General features: G+C 37.2%; 14 protein-coding genes and 1 pseudogene. 1 reads left to right on the top strand and 14 read right to left on the bottom strand.

The annotated features are described in order from the left end of the window. Window positions 1–8: 8 nt before the first annotated feature. From GT674_RS04625 to GT674_RS04570, 12 genes and pseudogenes are all read right to left on the bottom strand, one after another. Window positions 9–806 carry a TadE/TadG family type IV pilus assembly protein gene (locus GT674_RS04625; RefSeq protein ID WP_161284634.1) on the bottom strand — a complete coding sequence of 266 codons (798 nt, stop codon included), beginning with the start codon at window positions 804–806 and terminating at the stop codon, window positions 9–11. Between the two features lie 54 nt (window positions 807–860). After that, window positions 861–2,369 (bottom strand): DUF5702 domain-containing protein, encoded by a 1,509-nt coding sequence (locus GT674_RS04620; protein ID WP_161284633.1) that lies wholly within the window; start codon window positions 2,367–2,369, stop codon window positions 861–863. Window positions 2,370–2,384: 15 nt separating this feature from the next. Then, complete coding sequence (locus GT674_RS04615) at window positions 2,385–2,564, bottom strand: Flp1 family type IVb pilin (protein WP_173902420.1); 180 nt, start codon at window positions 2,562–2,564, stop codon at window positions 2,385–2,387. A gap of 87 nt (window positions 2,565–2,651) precedes the next feature. Beyond that, complete coding sequence (locus tag GT674_RS04610; RefSeq protein WP_161284632.1) at window positions 2,652–3,686, bottom strand: type II secretion system F family protein; 1,035 nt, start codon at window positions 3,684–3,686, stop codon at window positions 2,652–2,654. A gap of 1 nt (window position 3,687) precedes the next feature. Continuing rightward, window positions 3,688–4,431 (bottom strand): type II secretion system F family protein, encoded by a 744-nt coding sequence (locus GT674_RS04605; protein WP_161284631.1) that lies wholly within the window; start codon window positions 4,429–4,431, stop codon window positions 3,688–3,690. Then, window positions 4,428–4,769, bottom strand: a pseudogene (locus tag GT674_RS04600) (ATPase, T2SS/T4P/T4SS family); the annotation flags it as partial. The pseudogene GT674_RS04600 and the gene GT674_RS04605, both read right to left, overlap by 4 nt. Before the next feature lie 139 nt (window positions 4,770–4,908). Beyond that, complete coding sequence (locus GT674_RS04595; RefSeq protein ID WP_055151996.1) at window positions 4,909–5,205, bottom strand: hypothetical protein; 297 nt, start codon at window positions 5,203–5,205, stop codon at window positions 4,909–4,911. A gap of 131 nt (window positions 5,206–5,336) precedes the next feature. Then, a complete protein-coding gene (locus GT674_RS04590; protein WP_055151993.1) occupies window positions 5,337–5,717 on the bottom strand; it encodes a TnpV protein in 381 nt (126 codons plus the stop codon). 20 nt (window positions 5,718–5,737) lie between these two features. Then, window positions 5,738–6,145, bottom strand: a complete 408-nt coding sequence (locus tag GT674_RS04585) for a DUF6262 family protein (RefSeq protein WP_008374214.1) — start codon at window positions 6,143–6,145, stop codon at window positions 5,738–5,740. Beyond that, entirely contained in the window at window positions 6,129–7,637 is a 1,509-nt protein-coding gene (locus tag GT674_RS04580) for a tyrosine-type recombinase/integrase (protein ID WP_237985075.1), read from the bottom strand. Before GT674_RS04580 ends, GT674_RS04585 begins: the two co-directional genes overlap by 17 nt. Beyond that, window positions 7,624–9,354 carry a tyrosine-type recombinase/integrase gene (locus GT674_RS04575; protein ID WP_161284630.1) on the bottom strand — a complete coding sequence of 577 codons (1,731 nt, stop codon included), beginning with the start codon at window positions 9,352–9,354 and terminating at the stop codon, window positions 7,624–7,626. The genes GT674_RS04580 and GT674_RS04575 overlap by 14 nt, the downstream gene beginning before the upstream one ends. Window positions 9,355–9,372: 18 nt before the next feature. After that, window positions 9,373–10,509: a tyrosine-type recombinase/integrase gene (locus GT674_RS04570; protein WP_243149055.1), complete on the bottom strand. Its 1,137-nt coding sequence runs from the start codon at window positions 10,507–10,509 to the stop codon at window positions 9,373–9,375. A 207-nt stretch (window positions 10,510–10,716) separates the two neighbouring features. Here GT674_RS04570 and GT674_RS04565 point away from each other — a divergent pair, with 207 nt between their 5' ends. Continuing rightward, the gene (locus GT674_RS04565; protein ID WP_015513596.1) at window positions 10,717–11,514 is read left to right on the top strand and encodes a helix-turn-helix domain-containing protein; all 798 of its coding nucleotides are present in this window, start codon (window positions 10,717–10,719) and stop codon (window positions 11,512–11,514) included. Between the two features lie 1,062 nt (window positions 11,515–12,576). On the opposite strand, the gene GT674_RS04560 is transcribed toward GT674_RS04565, so the two are convergent. Further along, window positions 12,577–13,137 carry an HNH endonuclease family protein gene (locus GT674_RS04560; protein WP_055057189.1) on the bottom strand — a complete coding sequence of 187 codons (561 nt, stop codon included), beginning with the start codon at window positions 13,135–13,137 and terminating at the stop codon, window positions 12,577–12,579. Window positions 13,138–13,230: 93 nt separating this feature from the next. After that, entirely contained in the window at window positions 13,231–16,056 is a 2,826-nt protein-coding gene (locus tag GT674_RS04555) for a DNA methyltransferase (RefSeq protein WP_161143471.1), read from the bottom strand. Between the last annotated feature and the right edge of the window lie 97 nt (window positions 16,057–16,153).

Genomic DNA, 16,153 nt, shown 5'->3' with positions numbered 1-16,153 from the left:
CTCCCTTCTTATCCGCAACTGCTGCAGGCATGCATATCCTCTACCTGTGACAGCTTCACCAGTCTTATTGTTCGCTTCAGCCCACTGCAGGTTTCCTGATTATGATAACGATTCCCTGTCGAGGTAACATAAACGCAGCCTGCCGGACTCTGATTACGGCTGCACGACTCACAGGGATAATATTTTGCGCCATAAGTATTTCTCATGGAAGCAATTCTGGAACCGGCTACCTGCTGAAGTGATACCCTGAGATATCTGCACCCTGGATTCCTGTGATAAACCGTGCCAGATTCTGTTACATACACCATCTCTTCCGGCGAAGCTTCAGAACCGACATCCGTCTTCTCTTCTGCTCCAGTCCAGGCATGAACCGTTATCGTATTCTGCATCCAGACCTTTGAGAGTGGAATCAGCCCTCCCACCGGTGTATACGAATATGCATCAGGCAAAGTTATCTTCTCCGGTCCTTTTTCGTCCAATGCATATGCGTACATTCCTGCCTCTTTTGTTCTCTCGCAAAGTTTCTGAAGATGTACCGTCTGAAGCTGATAAATATCCATGAAAGAGATCATCGTCACCATACCAAGAAAGAAAAGGGGAAGTACCAGTGCTGTTTCAACTGCAAGACTTGCTTTTCGCAGCCTTCCCCAAAAGGCACAGAAAGATACCTTTTCAGAAAGCTTCTGATACTCTCCGTTCATCGGGGGAAACTGGAGAACTGATTTTTTAAGAGAGCGTTTCCTTTCTTTTTTCTTTCTGTCTATCTTTTTTAAATACCCATCACTTATTACTTTCTGAAAAAGCATCTTTCTGCACCTCTTTTTTTGCCGGGCGGTTATCCTTCGAAACCGCCCTTATTTTCAGATATAACTATACTGCCGTGTTACGTTAAATACTTTCTTTCTGCCGGAACTGACATTCACAGAAGCTTCTATCGCCTCAATACAGCAGTCCAGCCGAAAACTGTCCCTTCCCTTTTTTTCACGGATGCTGACTTCGATCATATCCATTCCCCGTTCCAGTTTTTCTTTTTTTGATTTTGTCATAAGAAGCACCTGAAGATAATCTTCATAGGACATTCCATTTTCATTGGTTTTTCTCTGACTGTCCAGATTTTCAAGAAGATGAGGAATACTTTCCAATGATACCTGCCAGGTTGCCGCACTCTTTACAATCGGCACTTTACCGCCATGAAACAGTTCTCTGACATCCAGAACACTCTCTGCAAAAGCCCAGCATAAAAGAAGTGCTCCTTCAATAATAAATGCTGCCGGCGGAACTAGAAAGGCGGATGCTATTCCAAGTGCCAGTGCATGCATCTGTGCTCGTTTTGCAGGATCTGACATCAGATATGCCGCATTGATCCCTTCCCTGATCATGATCAGGCGATTCGCCACAATGCGGAGATTTGACCTGTCATTGTCATCTGCACCAAGAATGTACTCCTGCTGATACTGAAGTCCTGATGATGCTGGTTTCTGATAATTTCCCAGTCTGTCTGTCAGATATTTCTGAAACAGAAGCTGCGAAGACTGCGAAGAATCTTCTGTCGAATCTCCCGGCATGGACATTCCCTTCTGGATGTTTCTCTTTGATACAAAATCTTTTGTCGAAATCTGTACATCCGATATTCCTTTTGCCGGTGGCACAACCAGGTCCAGAATACTCATGGTTCGAATTTTCTTTATGGCTGGAATCGGATTCTTCGCATCATTAGATTCTCCGTCTGAAAATTCATCTTCTGCATCTCCACTTTCAAAATCTGCTCCATTATTTCCGTCATCTTTTTTGGTTTCTTCCGTTTTTGCATTCTCTTCTGCTTCCTTACTCTTATTAAAGGCATTATTCATTTCCGAATCATAATTTTTCAGCGTTTCGCCATTTTCTGTTGATTTTCCGTCTTCTTCTGCCTTCTTTGTTTTTTCTTCTTTTTCTTTCATGCGTTTCAGAAGTACCTGTACACCCTGGCTTCCCAATGTATCCTTCATATAGGACACCGCCTGATGATAAAAAACTTCTCCATTCTGATCCGTTGCCAGCCTGTATCCCGTAAATCCTCCCTGTTTGATCCGAAGCTTCCGGCCATTCTGCTTCAATACAGGTTTTATATAGGATTCCAGATTGTCATAAACAGCCGCCAGGTTTAATTCCGTTCCTCCCTGAGTTCCATCCAGAAAAAACAGATCATAATCCCGAAGAAGAGAACGGTCATACTGCCCAAACAAAGAGTACAGTCCTATATCCATTCCATTCAGAATCTGAGTTCTTGTCGCTGCTGCCTGCACTGACTGAAGACTGGCACTGACAAGCGACAATAGAATACTGAGTATCAGAGCCAGAAAAACCGTAATGCTGCCTTTTTTCTCCATAGGCACTTCTCCGGATCAGATAGAATTACTCTGTTTTGTAATCTTACTTAAAATAGACTCTACCAGACTTGTGAGCTGATCCTTAAAAATAATTACCAGGCTGATCAGTACTACCAGGATCAGAATGATTTCAACAACACCGACTGCCTCTTCTTCTCTTGCAAACGCTTTAACTGTATCCACAAAATCTCTCATGTACATACCTCCCGATACTGTTTCCTGTCAATAACTGCTATTTTTGGATATTTCCATAGGTTTTTATAGCACCTTCTGAATAGTTACTTACTGTCCATAAAATGAAAGAAATGCCGGAATCATAATGATCGCCATAACTACGATAAGCATCATGATCATTGGTATCAAAAGTTTCGTAGCTGCCGCTTCTCCCAGAACCCTTGCCTTTCTTTTTCGTTCATCCCACGCTTCCATTGCCTCCTGCTCCAGAAGATCTGCCATATGTCTGCTTCCTTTTTGAAGATTCTGGATCAGGATCGTTGAAAAAGTCTTATATTTCATCTGACCGCACCGTTCGCCAAAACGACGATAAGCCTCCAGTTCTGCCACACCACTGTCCATCTCCCGACAGGCCAGTACTATCATTTCATATGCAAAATGTCCTTTTACCGGTTTTGACCTCATATAATCCGATGCCATCTTCTGAAATGCCCGCCTTGCCGTCATACCTGCCTGGATAAGAAGTGTAAATTTCAGGATCAGAGGCGGATAATCCATCAGAAGCTGCTCCGCACGCTTCGCTGATGCCTCCTGCTCTTCTCTCGTTTTTTTGAGCATAAGTACAAAAGCTGCAAACAAACTTAAAGCTGCGATCAGTGTTCCTGTGGTATCACCCGGTTTCTGCCATTCCAGTTTCTGTCCCTTCCAGTCTTTTGGAAGGTAATAATAATCAGGATCCTTTTTGATTTCATTGTACTTCTCAATCGCTTCTCTTAGTTCTTTCTTTCTGGATTCTTCCGGACTCTCTTCTTTCTCTGTCTTTTCTGCTGCCTGTCCTTCTTCACTTTCTTTCTCCGGGATCTGCACATCAATCTTTTCTGCATCCTGTCCGTCTACAGAAACCTCAAATTCTTCTGTATATGCACCGGTCGTTTCTTTTTCAAGGCGATACCCATCTGTATAAATTTCTCTTACACCGCTGGTCATCGTCAGAGCCATTCCAAGACAGTTTCCACAGACTGCCACGATCAGAAATAACCGGATACTTTCCCTGTCTGCAAATCCATCCAGGCGGAGCCATCCTGCTTTCCAGGCGATGCCGATTCCGGCAGTGGCCATAAATATTACAACATGTACCCACATATCACACCTCTATATCTACAATTCTTCTTCCGAGCCAGTAAGAAAAGCTGTATATCCCAAGACATATCGTCATAGCACAGATACCAAAGGGATTTCCATACAGCACTCCCAGAAATCCCGGAGAGGTCAGTTTCAAATAAATAATGATTCCCACCGGCATCAGACTCATAACCATCTGTTCTGCTTTTTTTGCTGCCAGAGTCGTCTCGATCTCTTTCTTGACATCAATCTTATCCCCCAGCATTCTCGCAGATGTCTGGATGATTTTTGACATATCACCTCCGGTCCGCTTCGCTGTGTAAAAGACTGTCGCAAAATTCTCCATATCTTCAATTCCACAGCGCTCACCAAGACTGCGAAACAGTTCTTCTACCGGAACACTGACCTTAAGCTGGCTTTCCATATATCGGAATTCTTTTACTATATCTGCATCCTTCGGATACATGCGCTCCAGATCTCTGGCACACGCTGAGACTGCATTTTCTACAGAATAACCCGCCTGTACTGCCACACTCAACGCATTCAGTGCATCCTTAAACTGATAATTCAGATTTTTCCTCCGTTCCCGGATAAGCTGCTTCTTCCGTACCTTTAAAAATATGACAGACACCGGTATTGCCAGTATCATCAGCCATTTATTTTGATAAAAAAGATAATCCAGTGTTCCACAGAGCAGAATGCTCTGTATCAGATATTTCACGATCTCCTTTCCGGTAAAATGATATTCTCTGTAATCCTGCTTCATAATTCCACTCCTGCCCGGACCAGTTTTTCTCTGTTCAGAAGTTGTGCTGTCTGTACAAGCCCCTTTCCCTCCTGCCATCTGTAAAGTGTCCTGGTCTTTATTTCATGATTTTCGAATCCACAAACCTCTGTTATCTCCAGTACTTTACGACTCTTATCTCTCATACGTCCAAGATGGACCAGAATATCCACTCCGGAGGCGATCTGTCTTCGAATTGCTTCCAGCGGAAGATCTACTCCCATCAGAGTCATTGTTTCCAGACGTGAAAGCATATCTTCTGCCGAATTTGCATGTGCCGTACTTAAGCTTCCTTCATGCCCGGTGTTTAGTGCCTTTATATGGACTCCCTATGTTCCCATCATGCAGAAATACAATATCTTTACTTAATATACACTGTATATAACGTTATTATCTTGCCATTCCACAGTTGCAAAAAGAAAAGAGCGCCTTTCACAGCCCTCTTTCATGTCGACTTTCTCATTCATTTGTCATACTCAACAGTTTTGCAACCAATGTCTCTAAACTTTTTCCCAAAAATGGGACAAAGTCTGGTATTGCACCAAATGCCATCCCAATTATTATCATTCGACCACATTCTCTTGCAGATTCCAATGCAAATCCATAACTCAAAACACCTGTCAGAATAAATATAATTGATAAAAAGTAAAGCAAAATATTTCCCAATATCATCGGAATTTTTAATAACCAGTGAATCAATGTCATTACTGCAAGAATTAAATATAAAAACACTTTTATTATGTACTTAACCAGCATTTTTAATCCCTCCCTTTTTTATCTTTCCGGACAGCAAGAATCTTGCCATCCGGACTTCCATTTTTTTGCTATCCGGACTTCCACTTTTTTGCTATCCGGGCTGCAAAATTCTTGCTATCCAATACAGTTCATTATCCTTTCGTGTATATCATTTCCGTCAAAATCATCTCTTCTGCATCATGACAAAGGGTATTCATCCTCCTTGTCCATTCCATGTTGTCTTGCCTTTTTAATTCCTCTGTAATTCCTTCTTTCTCCATCATCTGTTTTACTAATTGTTCTTCTCTATCCCTTGCTTCTGCATCAATCTGATTCAAATGCTCGACAAGTTTTCCTTGTAACAACAATATTTGATATTTTGCCTTTCTGTGTTCCTGTAAATAGCTTTTACGAAGCATCCCATATTTCCCATAAGTTGGTTCGATATCTGTAAGTGCCAATTCTGGCAAATAATAATCACCACATAACATATAAGTAAGTCCATTTTTCTCATCATAAATTTCGTTCTGCATAAAATATTCTCCTTTTCTTCCTATAATTGGTCGTACATCTTCAACAGTGTTCCCTTTTTCATTTGACTATATTTCACCTGTAATTCTTCATATTTTTTCTGAAGACTTTCATATTCGTTTTTCGGAACACTATCGGATAATTTCTGTTCTAAACTCTTAATCCGTGCTTCCTGTGCTTTTGCAATAGCATCACTTTTAGGATTTCGCAATATCATTCCCTGTTGTTTTTCCTTCAATTCCATCATGACCTGTTTCACATTCGGATTATTATAGAAAAAACCTCTGGAAAGTCCTGTTAGTTTTGTAAGTTCAGCAACTGAAATTTTTATATTTTTTCTATACATTGTTTCAATAGCTGTTATTGCTGTTTCCGTCATTTCCGCACTTTTTTCTTTTGCCAGTGCTACCATTTTATCGTGTTTCTGCATTTTCCTTTTCCCTCCTGTATTGTGCTAATAATTCATTCATTTCATCTCGTACAGCCTTTGTATCCTCCGCTAATGCTTCGTTTCTTAACCGCCGATAATGTGGTATGGTTCGTGTATCCTTATGCCCCAACAGCCTTGCAATGCTATCATCATCTAATTTCATTTCTGTAAGTTTTACTCCAAAAGTATGTCTAAAACGATGTGTACGAAACTCAAAATAATTTCCCTTATCATCCCTGATATCATTTTCATAAATCATGATATTTACATGATATTTCAGCATTGAATCTGTATACAATTTTCCATTATCTTGCAGAAAAATATATTCTGAATCTGGATGCTCCTTTTCTGAAACTTCTATTGCTTTTCTAATCAATTCTGCCAGCTGATCGCTAACTGGTCTTTTGTATTTCCTTGTTTTCTGCTGGATAATAGTTATAAAATAATGTCCAGATTTCTCAGATAAGCAATCCCTTCGCAAAGTCAACGTATCCTCTATTCTTGTACCGAGCATCTGATGTATTATTAAACATCTGCCTAACTGGGGCTTTAATTTTGTTAATGCACAATTAAATCTTCTGATTTCTGCATCTGAATACGCTTCTGGTAAAGCGTTGTCATATGCTCTGCAATCACTGGACAGAAAAAGGTTGCATATATTTCCTATTTCCAGTTCACGCCCTATTTCATCCAACAGATTATCCAAAACCGACAGCTCTGTCGTGTAACTGACTGATGTAAGACCGGTATCCGTTTTTATATAAACCAGATAATCTTCTATCATATCCCTGCTAATTTCTGTAAAGTGCTTTACTTCTGGGAATCGATCATACATGAAACTAGCAAACCGACGGAATCCACGCAATTCACCTTTTATACTACCCATTGCTTTTGTCTGGCAGTGGCTATACAATATTTTCTTTATTATCTCTTTAAATTCTTTCTGCCTGATCTCACGAAAATCTAATCTATATCTTCCACGAATCGGATTACTCCTTGGCACAATATCCAACTTTCTCATATCCCATACATCTTTTTCATTTTCTGGAATATCTGCTGTTTTACACTTCACAACATACTCATAATACATTTTCAGAAAAGAAATCTGAGCGCTACTTTGTTGCTCAACATTCCGCCTATCCGGTCTATTTCTTCTAACATACAGCGCCAATCCTTTTTTATATAAAAATGCTTTATAACTTCTCTCCAGTTCTTCCCATTTTTTATCAGTGATGCTGCTACAACTTGTACACTTCTCATTCAGAAATTCTTTCAACAGATCAAATCTGTAAATATCATTTACTACTGTTGATAATGACAAACGTCTACATCTATCATCGATATACCCATAAATCTCATCCTGCATCTTTTCATTATGAATCTCTGATATGTAGTACACCCTGTTTTCCTTCCATTTCAGTCCTGCCAACTGTTTTTCTGTAGCTTGTTGATAACAGTCATACGAAATCAAATTAATATTACCTTTCATCATCTTCTGCTCCTTTCAATTTAAATGACTGATTTTTAGAGAAATATTTATCTTCAGCCGATACAATACGTTCCGGCATGAAATCAATGTACTGTTTTGTCATATTCTCACTTGAATGTCCTAGATAATCTCGTACCCCTTGTATAGAAACCCCATTTCCGTACATTGAAGTTGCAAGGTTATGTCTGTAATCGTGTGCTCTAAAGATATAATCTCCGCAGGCAATCCCACGAACCTTACACTCCCGAATCATCTGATTTGAAAATGTCTGTCCATTAAATGCACCACCCTTTTTATTTTTGAATAAATACTCCCCATTTTTTATTCCGTACTTTTTTTCATAATCATTCACCAGTCCAACCAATAAACTGGGAACAGGAATGACTTTTTCTCTCCGCATTTTGCTTTGATATATGCGCATCCAATTCTCATTGCCTTGTGAATAAAAGGCTCCCGATTTTATTGTACAAACCTCGCTTTTCCTAATTCCTGTGCAAAACAAAATCAAATACATCAACTGTAAATGCTCTGGGAATGCCGGCAGCTCCTTAATCAGATGAGCAATTGTTTTTTCTGGAACACTTCTTTCATTGTGTTCTGAAAAACCTTTTTTTAAAAATCGTTCCGGATAAAACTTCAACACTTCAATATTTTTCATTTTCAAAAACTGTAGAAATGTATGCATATGTGTGATATATCGGTTAAAAGTAGAATACTTAATATCGGACTTATCCAAAACAGACACATAACCCTCTATATCTTGTATCTCCAGTTCAGTTACTTTCTTACTCTGTCCATCCAGATATTTTAAAAATTGTGAAATAAAACTTATTGTATTTCGGATATTTGATAAAGACAGATCCGATATCCCGACCAAATATTTTGTGTATAATTGTAAATACCAACGATTTTCTTTTTCGTAAATATTAATAAATGAAAGGCTTTTAACAGGTGAACTGGCATTGATTCTCGATTTATCAAACTGAAACCTATCCATATACCAGATACACGCTCGCCAATTTGTCTCTGAATCTGTCAGAAATAACGTTCTTCTCGCAAACTCAACAATCTTAGAAGCCTGTTTTTTTATAATTTCCGACTCCTTGTTTAAATACAGATAAAATCTGTTTTCGTCTGCCTGTTCCATTTCTTCAATATCATCTATTCCGTACTTATCGCAAAACCGTATAAGTGCTTTTAATGGTTCTAAAAAATATCTTCGATGTCTTTGTACCTTATCCATATTCAGAATTTCACACAGCAATATTTTTGTCTGTCGCACCAACTGTGATGAATGTATCCCCGTTAAGTCCCATAACAAATCATTCTTATCGACCACCTGACGAAAAGATTGTGCTTTCTTCTTATTGGGGACATACAGCAAAAACAATTTGTCTTGCTTAAAAAACTCCTGTTCTACAGAGAAGGGCTTTCCTTGTGAATAGACATCTGGCATATTTTCTATTTTTAAACGATCAAATAAGCTCAGTAATTCCTCTTTATATTTTTCTGAAATATCCTCTTTTTCAAGAGAATCCATATACATTTTTCTCGTTTCATAGTTAATATCTGCAGTACACTGTATATCTGTATACTGAAAAAATTTGTATAACCGGTTATAGTATTTTGCTTCTCCAGTCGTAACTAAAGATATTTCTTCCTTTAATTTCTCAGATATTTTTTCCTGATATAACTTCGGAACAATTTTTAATACTGCCAAGGTAATCCCTCCTTCCTTTTACAGAAAATCTGCAATTTGGTATAAATCTTCATTATTTGAGTAGTATTGATCTGTCGCTTCTATCAATCGTTCATTATTTTCACCCAAGTATTTAATGGTAGTTTCAACTTTCTTATGCCCCAGGGCAAAACGAATGTCATTCAAATCCCATCCTTCTTTTCTTCTTTCCTCCGCAAAATAGTGTCGGAGCTGATGCGGATGGGAATTGATATCCGTTTTTTTGGATAGCCTTTTCAACATGCTATACACAGAAGCCGCATCTAATGGCTCTCCTTTGTTTTTTCCAGTTAATTTTGTAAATAGATACTCCGAGTTCATCAGACTTTTTCGGTTATCAGAAATGTACTTAACCAAGAACTCAAAAGTTGTATTACTTAACAAAGCCATTCTATATTCTGCATTTTTTGCTCTTGCCAAGTTGGTATTGGATTCACGATACCTTACCCGAACCGTCCTTCTTTCAAAATCAATATCTTCGGTATAATGGATTCCCAGAATTTCCCCTAATCTAAGACCGGTTTCTGCCATCATTGCTATCAGCAATCGATCTCTATCATTCGTACAGGCATTTATCAGCTCCTGTATTTCTTCGGATGTTATTTCTTCCAGATTAGGTTCTTCTTCTTTGAAGAAACCTTTAAACGAATTCACTGCATTTTGATGATTTACTCCCATACTGTCAAAATATGATACTTTTTTTACTCGTAAGACTTTAAGCATTGGCAAAACATCTTCCAGTGCCAAAAACTGGTAGTATCTGAAGACTGCACCAAGATACATATTGCAGGTCTTATTGCTCGTCTGTGTATTATGCTCAGTATGCTTTCCACTCTTAACCCAATACAAGAAATCAATAAAATGTTTATTCTGCTCTGAATAGGATAGCAATGTAATCTCATCCAATCCTATCGTTTGCTCCTGCAGATAATTGTAATAATATGAAAGTGCGAAAGCTGCGGATTTTACAGTATTCGGAGAAGCATTAATCTGATCCAGATGCTTCAAATACTTTGATGGAAGGATTTCAATTTCTTCAATATCAGAAATAATCAAAAAACGTGGTCTATTATCTTTCAAAATCGAAACAACCCTATATTTCAATCCACAGCCCTCCTTCCTTTCTTTTTGATTCATTTGACTTCTTTGACTTCTTGATTTACATTATACACAAAGATATCAAAATGTCAATTACGTTTTTGACTTCTTTGACTTTTGCAAGAATATCAATAAAGCATTTTTTGATTTCTTTATGTTTTAAATTGATTTTTAGGGATATAATTGATAAGATAAAATACAAGAAGTCAATTTATACAAAGTCAAAGAAGTCAAGAGGAGATTTGAATGAACGAATTTATATCAAATTCAGGCACACTAATAAATCCTGACAGCGTTTACGATCAGGAAAGATTCATCAATATACTTCAAATCATTTTACAGAAAAAAACACAAAAAGAATTATCTGAACAAACAGGCTTAAATAATGCAACCATTTCACGAATGCTCAACGGTGCCCGATCTGGAAGACCATATAAAAGCACTATTGATAAAATTGCAAAAGCCATTGATGATCCAGAACTTATCCAAGAATTATATGATGCAACGGGATATTCTTCTAAGAAAATACGGGAACGAAAAAAGATAATTGCAGACAATGGATTTTCTCTGGATCTCTCTACTGTTCAGGTGCATGAAAAGTTTTTTTCTACTTTAATGCGTGGACTTTCCATGATGACAAGTCTGCATAAAGTTGAATGGACAATAAAATCTGGAACGCCCAGATCATACGATTATTTAATTGAATTAAAAGAGGGAAATATAGATTATTGGTATATTAGATATGTAGATAGAATTACTTCTGATGAAGAAAGAAAAAAAGCCTTAACTGCCATTTATGGAGAATTTGCAAAATTGAAATTGGACGGAAAAATTAAAGTTTCTTGCGCCACTCCTTCTTACGAAGATTATGATTATTTTGTTACAATTCCACCATACCAATTAAATACAAATGCTTCAATTATACATTTTGATTCTGAACTCGAAAGATTTGCAGACGAAACCTTTTTAGAGACAGCTTTACCACTTAAAGAAAATATTCCTGTTAAGGATTTTTGTAATCTTACCGAATCACTGATACTATAACTTTTTAATTTTATCACAGAGAGAGTTGCTTATGACTCTCTCTTTTTTTAACGCTTCCTCCTCCCATGTTCTAACTCATTATGGCAAATCATTTTCTAAAGCAAGTATCGCCTAGAGTAACTCAAAATCCCATTTCTGGATTATGATTCTCTGACGAACTTAATGGAGATTACGATTCCCCATACCCTCAATATCACAAAATATCAAATTTTGCTATTAGCTCATAATAAGTTTTCGCAGCTATCTGTTTTTGCACTCATAGTTATCAAAAGCTTTTTATAACCATCTGCTTCTATCGGCTGCAGATTCAAAATTTTATTATTCAAAAATAAATAAAAGTGGATTCCACCAAAATACCCATCACAAAAAATGTACTGGACACTTTTATTCATTATATTTGCACCGACAACTGGAAGTTATCTTCCTGCTTACGACTTTCCAACAACATAAACTCCAAATATCATTTTGATAATATAAAGATACTTCTTTCTTACCCCAGAGCAAGATCCACCTGTGTTTAACAATATTGTCTTTCCGACAAATGTTCTTTCATCAGGTTTTTATCTTGCTGGGGATTCCCCAAACCCATTCTTTCTATTTATGCCGAGGTTACTGTACACATTAGAGCAAGATCCACCCCGGTAATACCATATCGCTATTTTAGCAATATGATATTTTCCGGACGTAGGATTCTTGCTGAGGATTGTGCTCCCCAGTCCCTCACATTCAGCATAAATATACACTTGGTTCCCCGAATTTTTCCGGTCACAACACAGGGATATAAAATAGACTAAATATCTCTATATCCCTGTGAAATCACTATGTGATTTTAAAAACAGCAAGGACAGGAAGTGTGGATACACTTCCGCAAAATTGCCAATTTCGGAGCCTTATCCAAAATTGAAAAATACATAAAAAATAAAAATCCAAAACCTTACTCAGTATCCAAATTTATGATTTTTTACAAATCACAAAAAACCAATATGAAAATTTTACAAATTTTGTACCACCTGTAAAATTCCCATATTGGTTTTCATTCAGCTTTTATGGATTTGAAATATTCTATATTTTCCAAATATTCTGTGCATTAGCTAAGAGCCATTCTGCACGATTTTCTATTTCATGTTCGTTCCAATCATTTTTTTGAAGTACGTCATGTAATGTATAAAGTCCGCTCGCACACAAAAGTAAACCTGGTTTATTTTGTCCCTTTCCCGCCTTTTTTACATTCCATGCAGCATCACGTATAGATGCATTTAAAGTTTGCGGAATAATCGCCAAATTCCCCAATGTCAGTAATAGAGAATCTCTCTTTTTTGCATCATCTTCTGTCGCACAAGCCCCCCAATTATTTCTCCATTTCTTTGGCATTAAATGTTCCAAACTGTAATTGTCAAATCCAAGCAATGCTGTAGAACTATTGTCTGAACGAATTTTACTTTCTAACAAATAAATAATTCCTTTCGATTGCAGATTAACCAGTTTTGATGTTTCAAAGCCAATTTTCATTTCATTATCATTTGGACAATATGTAGTTGCATCACCATTATTCGTAAAATTGAAGAATGCTCCAACATACTCGTTATCCTCAATCGTCACTGTTTTCCCTTCAATAAATTCCAATGAATACTCCGGCTCTTTATTTCCACAAGCAGTCAGACCTATCAAAAGAACACTTGTCAGTAATAAAAACAATTTTTCATTTTGTACTGCCCCTTAATTTTCTTTTACCATTCTCTGATAGAGTTTCATCAACTCAGCTACACATTCAGCCTCAGTCATCTTTGTTCCAAACCCGTATGCTGCCATAACTGCTTTATCATTTGCGATATGCGCTCTACGTAATTCTGTTGGCATGGTCAACGGATCATACATATCTGCGAGACTACTGTCTGGGAAAAGTGCTCTGGCATCCAAAATTCTATGTGCTGTTTCTTCGATTTTCTGTTTCTGCTGTTCTGTTGGCTCCGGCCATGGAAAATTGTTATATACGATTTTTGCAGAATATCTATAGTCACTCTTTAATCTACCACACACTACTCTCGTCCATGCCATGTGTACGTTAGAGGTAATAATTCCAAATGTATACAAATCAGCGTTTGGAATACACTGGACAGAATCCGTTATAATCGTTTCTGGCGATTCATATCCCATCGGTATATATCTTCTATTTTCCGATGATACCCTTGGTACAATTATATATGGTTCATCTGGCTGTCTAATTTGTTGAAACAATGTTGGTGAATCCGCACTTTTTACAGTAACAGCTTTTGTGCTTTTCAATCGAAATTCACGAACCTGTTGAACACGCTTTTTTATCATCGGCAACTTGTTTAATTCTTTTGGAGAAATATCTCTCAGCCATAAGCAATATCTCTCTTTAGAATTTATAAATTCCTCTGCTCCATAAACCCTGCGAACGAACTTTTTAGATTCTGGCTCATTTTGTATGAGTTCATCTTTTTCGTCTGGTGACAAAAACAAATATCCCCCATCCACTGGTTTATTTCCATTTGTTATCTTAGGGACATTACATAATGGATTAGTACGACTGTTAATAAAAGTAATCGGAGCATCTATTAGGTACGGACTAATTTGTACCGTTTCTTCAACCGCTCCATTATCATACAAACGACATTTTCCCTTTGACATTGATGTGCTAAAACCTATAATAACGCAATGAACCGCCGCTTTTAATTTTGCCTCACTTCCCCATACAAATGTCCTGTGTGCAAAATCTATATGAATATTAAACTGTTTATATAGTTCAGTCCAAACATAAGACACCTGCTCTCCCTGTGTAATGGAATTAGTAGAAACAAATGCCGTTCTAACCTCTGAACCCTCCATCATTTTTGCAGCCTTAAAATACCATGCCGCGACATAGTCGATTTTACCTGCCGTTGAAGTTGATTTTCCATTTTCGTCTACATATACATTCTCAATGTCTTTCTTTTGGCTTTCTGATTGATACGAATATCCAACAAAAGGTGGATTTCCCATAATATAAGATAGACCTGTTGCTGGAATGACCTCATTCCAATCCAATCTTAAAGCATTTCCTTCTGTAATATTTACATATGTCTTCAAAGGAAGAAAATCATCATTAAATCCATAAACAATACTTTTTGTTTCTTCTAACATCTGCGATTCTGCAATCCATAGTGCTGTCTTTGCAACGGTTACTGCAAAATCATTAATTTCTATTCCGTAAAATTGCTGTATTGAGACTTTAATTGGGTTATGAGCTTCTACTAAAGTCATTTGTCCTCCAACTCTTTCACGTATCACTTCATTCTCCAAACGTCGAAGTGATAAATACGTTTCTGTGAGGAAATTTCCAGAACCACATGCCGGATCTAGGAATGTAAGTGTTGCTAATTTATTCTGAAATTCGTCCAGCTTTTTATCTTTAGTCCGCTTTACCTGAATTTGTTTTATTGCATTAAACTCTTTCTGTAAATCTTCCAAAAAAAGTGGATCAATGACTTTATGAATATTTTCGATAGATGTATAATGCATTCCTCCAGAACGTCTGGTCTCAGGATTTAATGTAGATTCAAATACGGCTCCAAATATAGTTGGAGAAATATCACTCCAATCAAAATCTTCTGACGCTTTTGTAAGAAGTAATTCTTTAATTTCCTCTGTAAAAGGTGGTATCTCAATAGTTTCATCAGCAAATAACCCGCCATTTACATATGGGAACTGAGCAAGATCTTCCTCCAAATACTCGTCCCGATCTGATATCGGCGTATCTAATACTTTAAATAATTCTATTAATGCTCTTCGACAATCCCTTACTTCATATGTTACCAAATAATCATGAAACATATTTCTCTTACCCAAAATTCCAGCATCTTCTGCATATAAGCAAAAGACAATCCGTACACATAAAGCATTCAGGCTCTTTAGTTTATGCTCTCTTTTTTCTTTCTGTTCGGACGTTTCATCTTTTTCTTTAATATCCGGTATACGATATTGTTTTAAAAACGCATCATAAATAAGCCCAACAATATCTCCTGCTTTTATTGATACTTCCATTTCATGCGATATTGTCTTTACTTCTTTTTCCACCAAGAAATCCAACAATGGATATTTGCTTTGTAATTCATCTAAAGCAATCTTTGTCGGTTCTGGCTGTTTCTGGTTCATATCATAAATCCAAATTTCCGCAAAATTTGACGTAACAATCCACCGAGCTCTTTCATCAAAAGTTAGCTTTCCATTATATCTGTCTGCCTGTTCAAATGGAGTGAGATCAACATCTCCTGAATTCCTGATTTTCTGATCCAAGGCTTTTCCAAGACTCTTCTGTTCAATAATCACTCGCGTTTCAGGAATATATACATCAATACGTTTTGTATTTCCATCAATTACAACTTTCTTTTCAAAGTTCAAACGTTCTGTCACATTATCCATTCCCAAAACATTCGTCAATAAATCAATCCAATAAGAACGTCCATCTTCATCTTCTTTCCCTTTTCCCATCCATCGGTTTACAAATTGACGGGCAGCCTCTCTTTGTTCTGCATCTGTCATGCTTTTTCCTCCTAAATAATCGTGCATTCACAAATCTTTCTCCGACTATTTTTACATATCATATCCACAGTATATCATAAAATTATTACAGAACAGC

The organism is Blautia sp. BIOML-A1 (assembly GCF_009883055.1).
GTDB lineage: Bacteria > Bacillota > Clostridia > Lachnospirales > Lachnospiraceae > Blautia_A.
Note: the sequence above shows the minus strand (reverse complement) of the source record. Positions and strands in the feature narration are given on the sequence as shown.

Bases quoted from the DNA above. Each gene is read 5' to 3' on its own strand.
- GT674_RS04585 (WP_008374214.1), bottom strand. From the start codon at position 6,145: ATGCAGAAACACGATAAAATGGTAGCACTGGCAAAAGAAAAAAGTGCG.
- GT674_RS04620 (WP_161284633.1), bottom strand. From the start codon at position 2,369: ATGGAGAAAAAAGGCAGCATTACGGTTTTTCTGGCTCTGATACTCAGT.
- GT674_RS04595 (WP_055151996.1), bottom strand. From the start codon at position 5,205: ATGCTGGTTAAGTACATAATAAAAGTGTTTTTATATTTAATTCTTGCA.
- GT674_RS04570 (WP_243149055.1), bottom strand. From the start codon at position 10,509: ATGAATCAAAAAGAAAGGAAGGAGGGCTGTGGATTGAAATATAGGGTT.
- GT674_RS04625 (WP_161284634.1), bottom strand. From the start codon at position 806: ATGCTTTTTCAGAAAGTAATAAGTGATGGGTATTTAAAAAAGATAGAC.
- GT674_RS04610 (WP_161284632.1), bottom strand. From the start codon at position 3,686: ATGTGGGTACATGTTGTAATATTTATGGCCACTGCCGGAATCGGCATC.
- GT674_RS04555 (WP_161143471.1), bottom strand. From the start codon at position 16,056: ATGACAGATGCAGAACAAAGAGAGGCTGCCCGTCAATTTGTAAACCGA.
- GT674_RS04605 (WP_161284631.1), bottom strand. From the start codon at position 4,431: ATGAAGCAGGATTACAGAGAATATCATTTTACCGGAAAGGAGATCGTG.
- GT674_RS04590 (WP_055151993.1), bottom strand. From the start codon at position 5,717: ATGCAGAACGAAATTTATGATGAGAAAAATGGACTTACTTATATGTTA.
- GT674_RS04615 (WP_173902420.1), bottom strand. From the start codon at position 2,564: ATGAGAGATTTTGTGGATACAGTTAAAGCGTTTGCAAGAGAAGAAGAG.
- GT674_RS04565 (WP_015513596.1), top strand. From the start codon at position 10,717: ATGAACGAATTTATATCAAATTCAGGCACACTAATAAATCCTGACAGC.
- GT674_RS04580 (WP_237985075.1), bottom strand. From the start codon at position 7,637: ATGATGAAAGGTAATATTAATTTGATTTCGTATGACTGTTATCAACAA.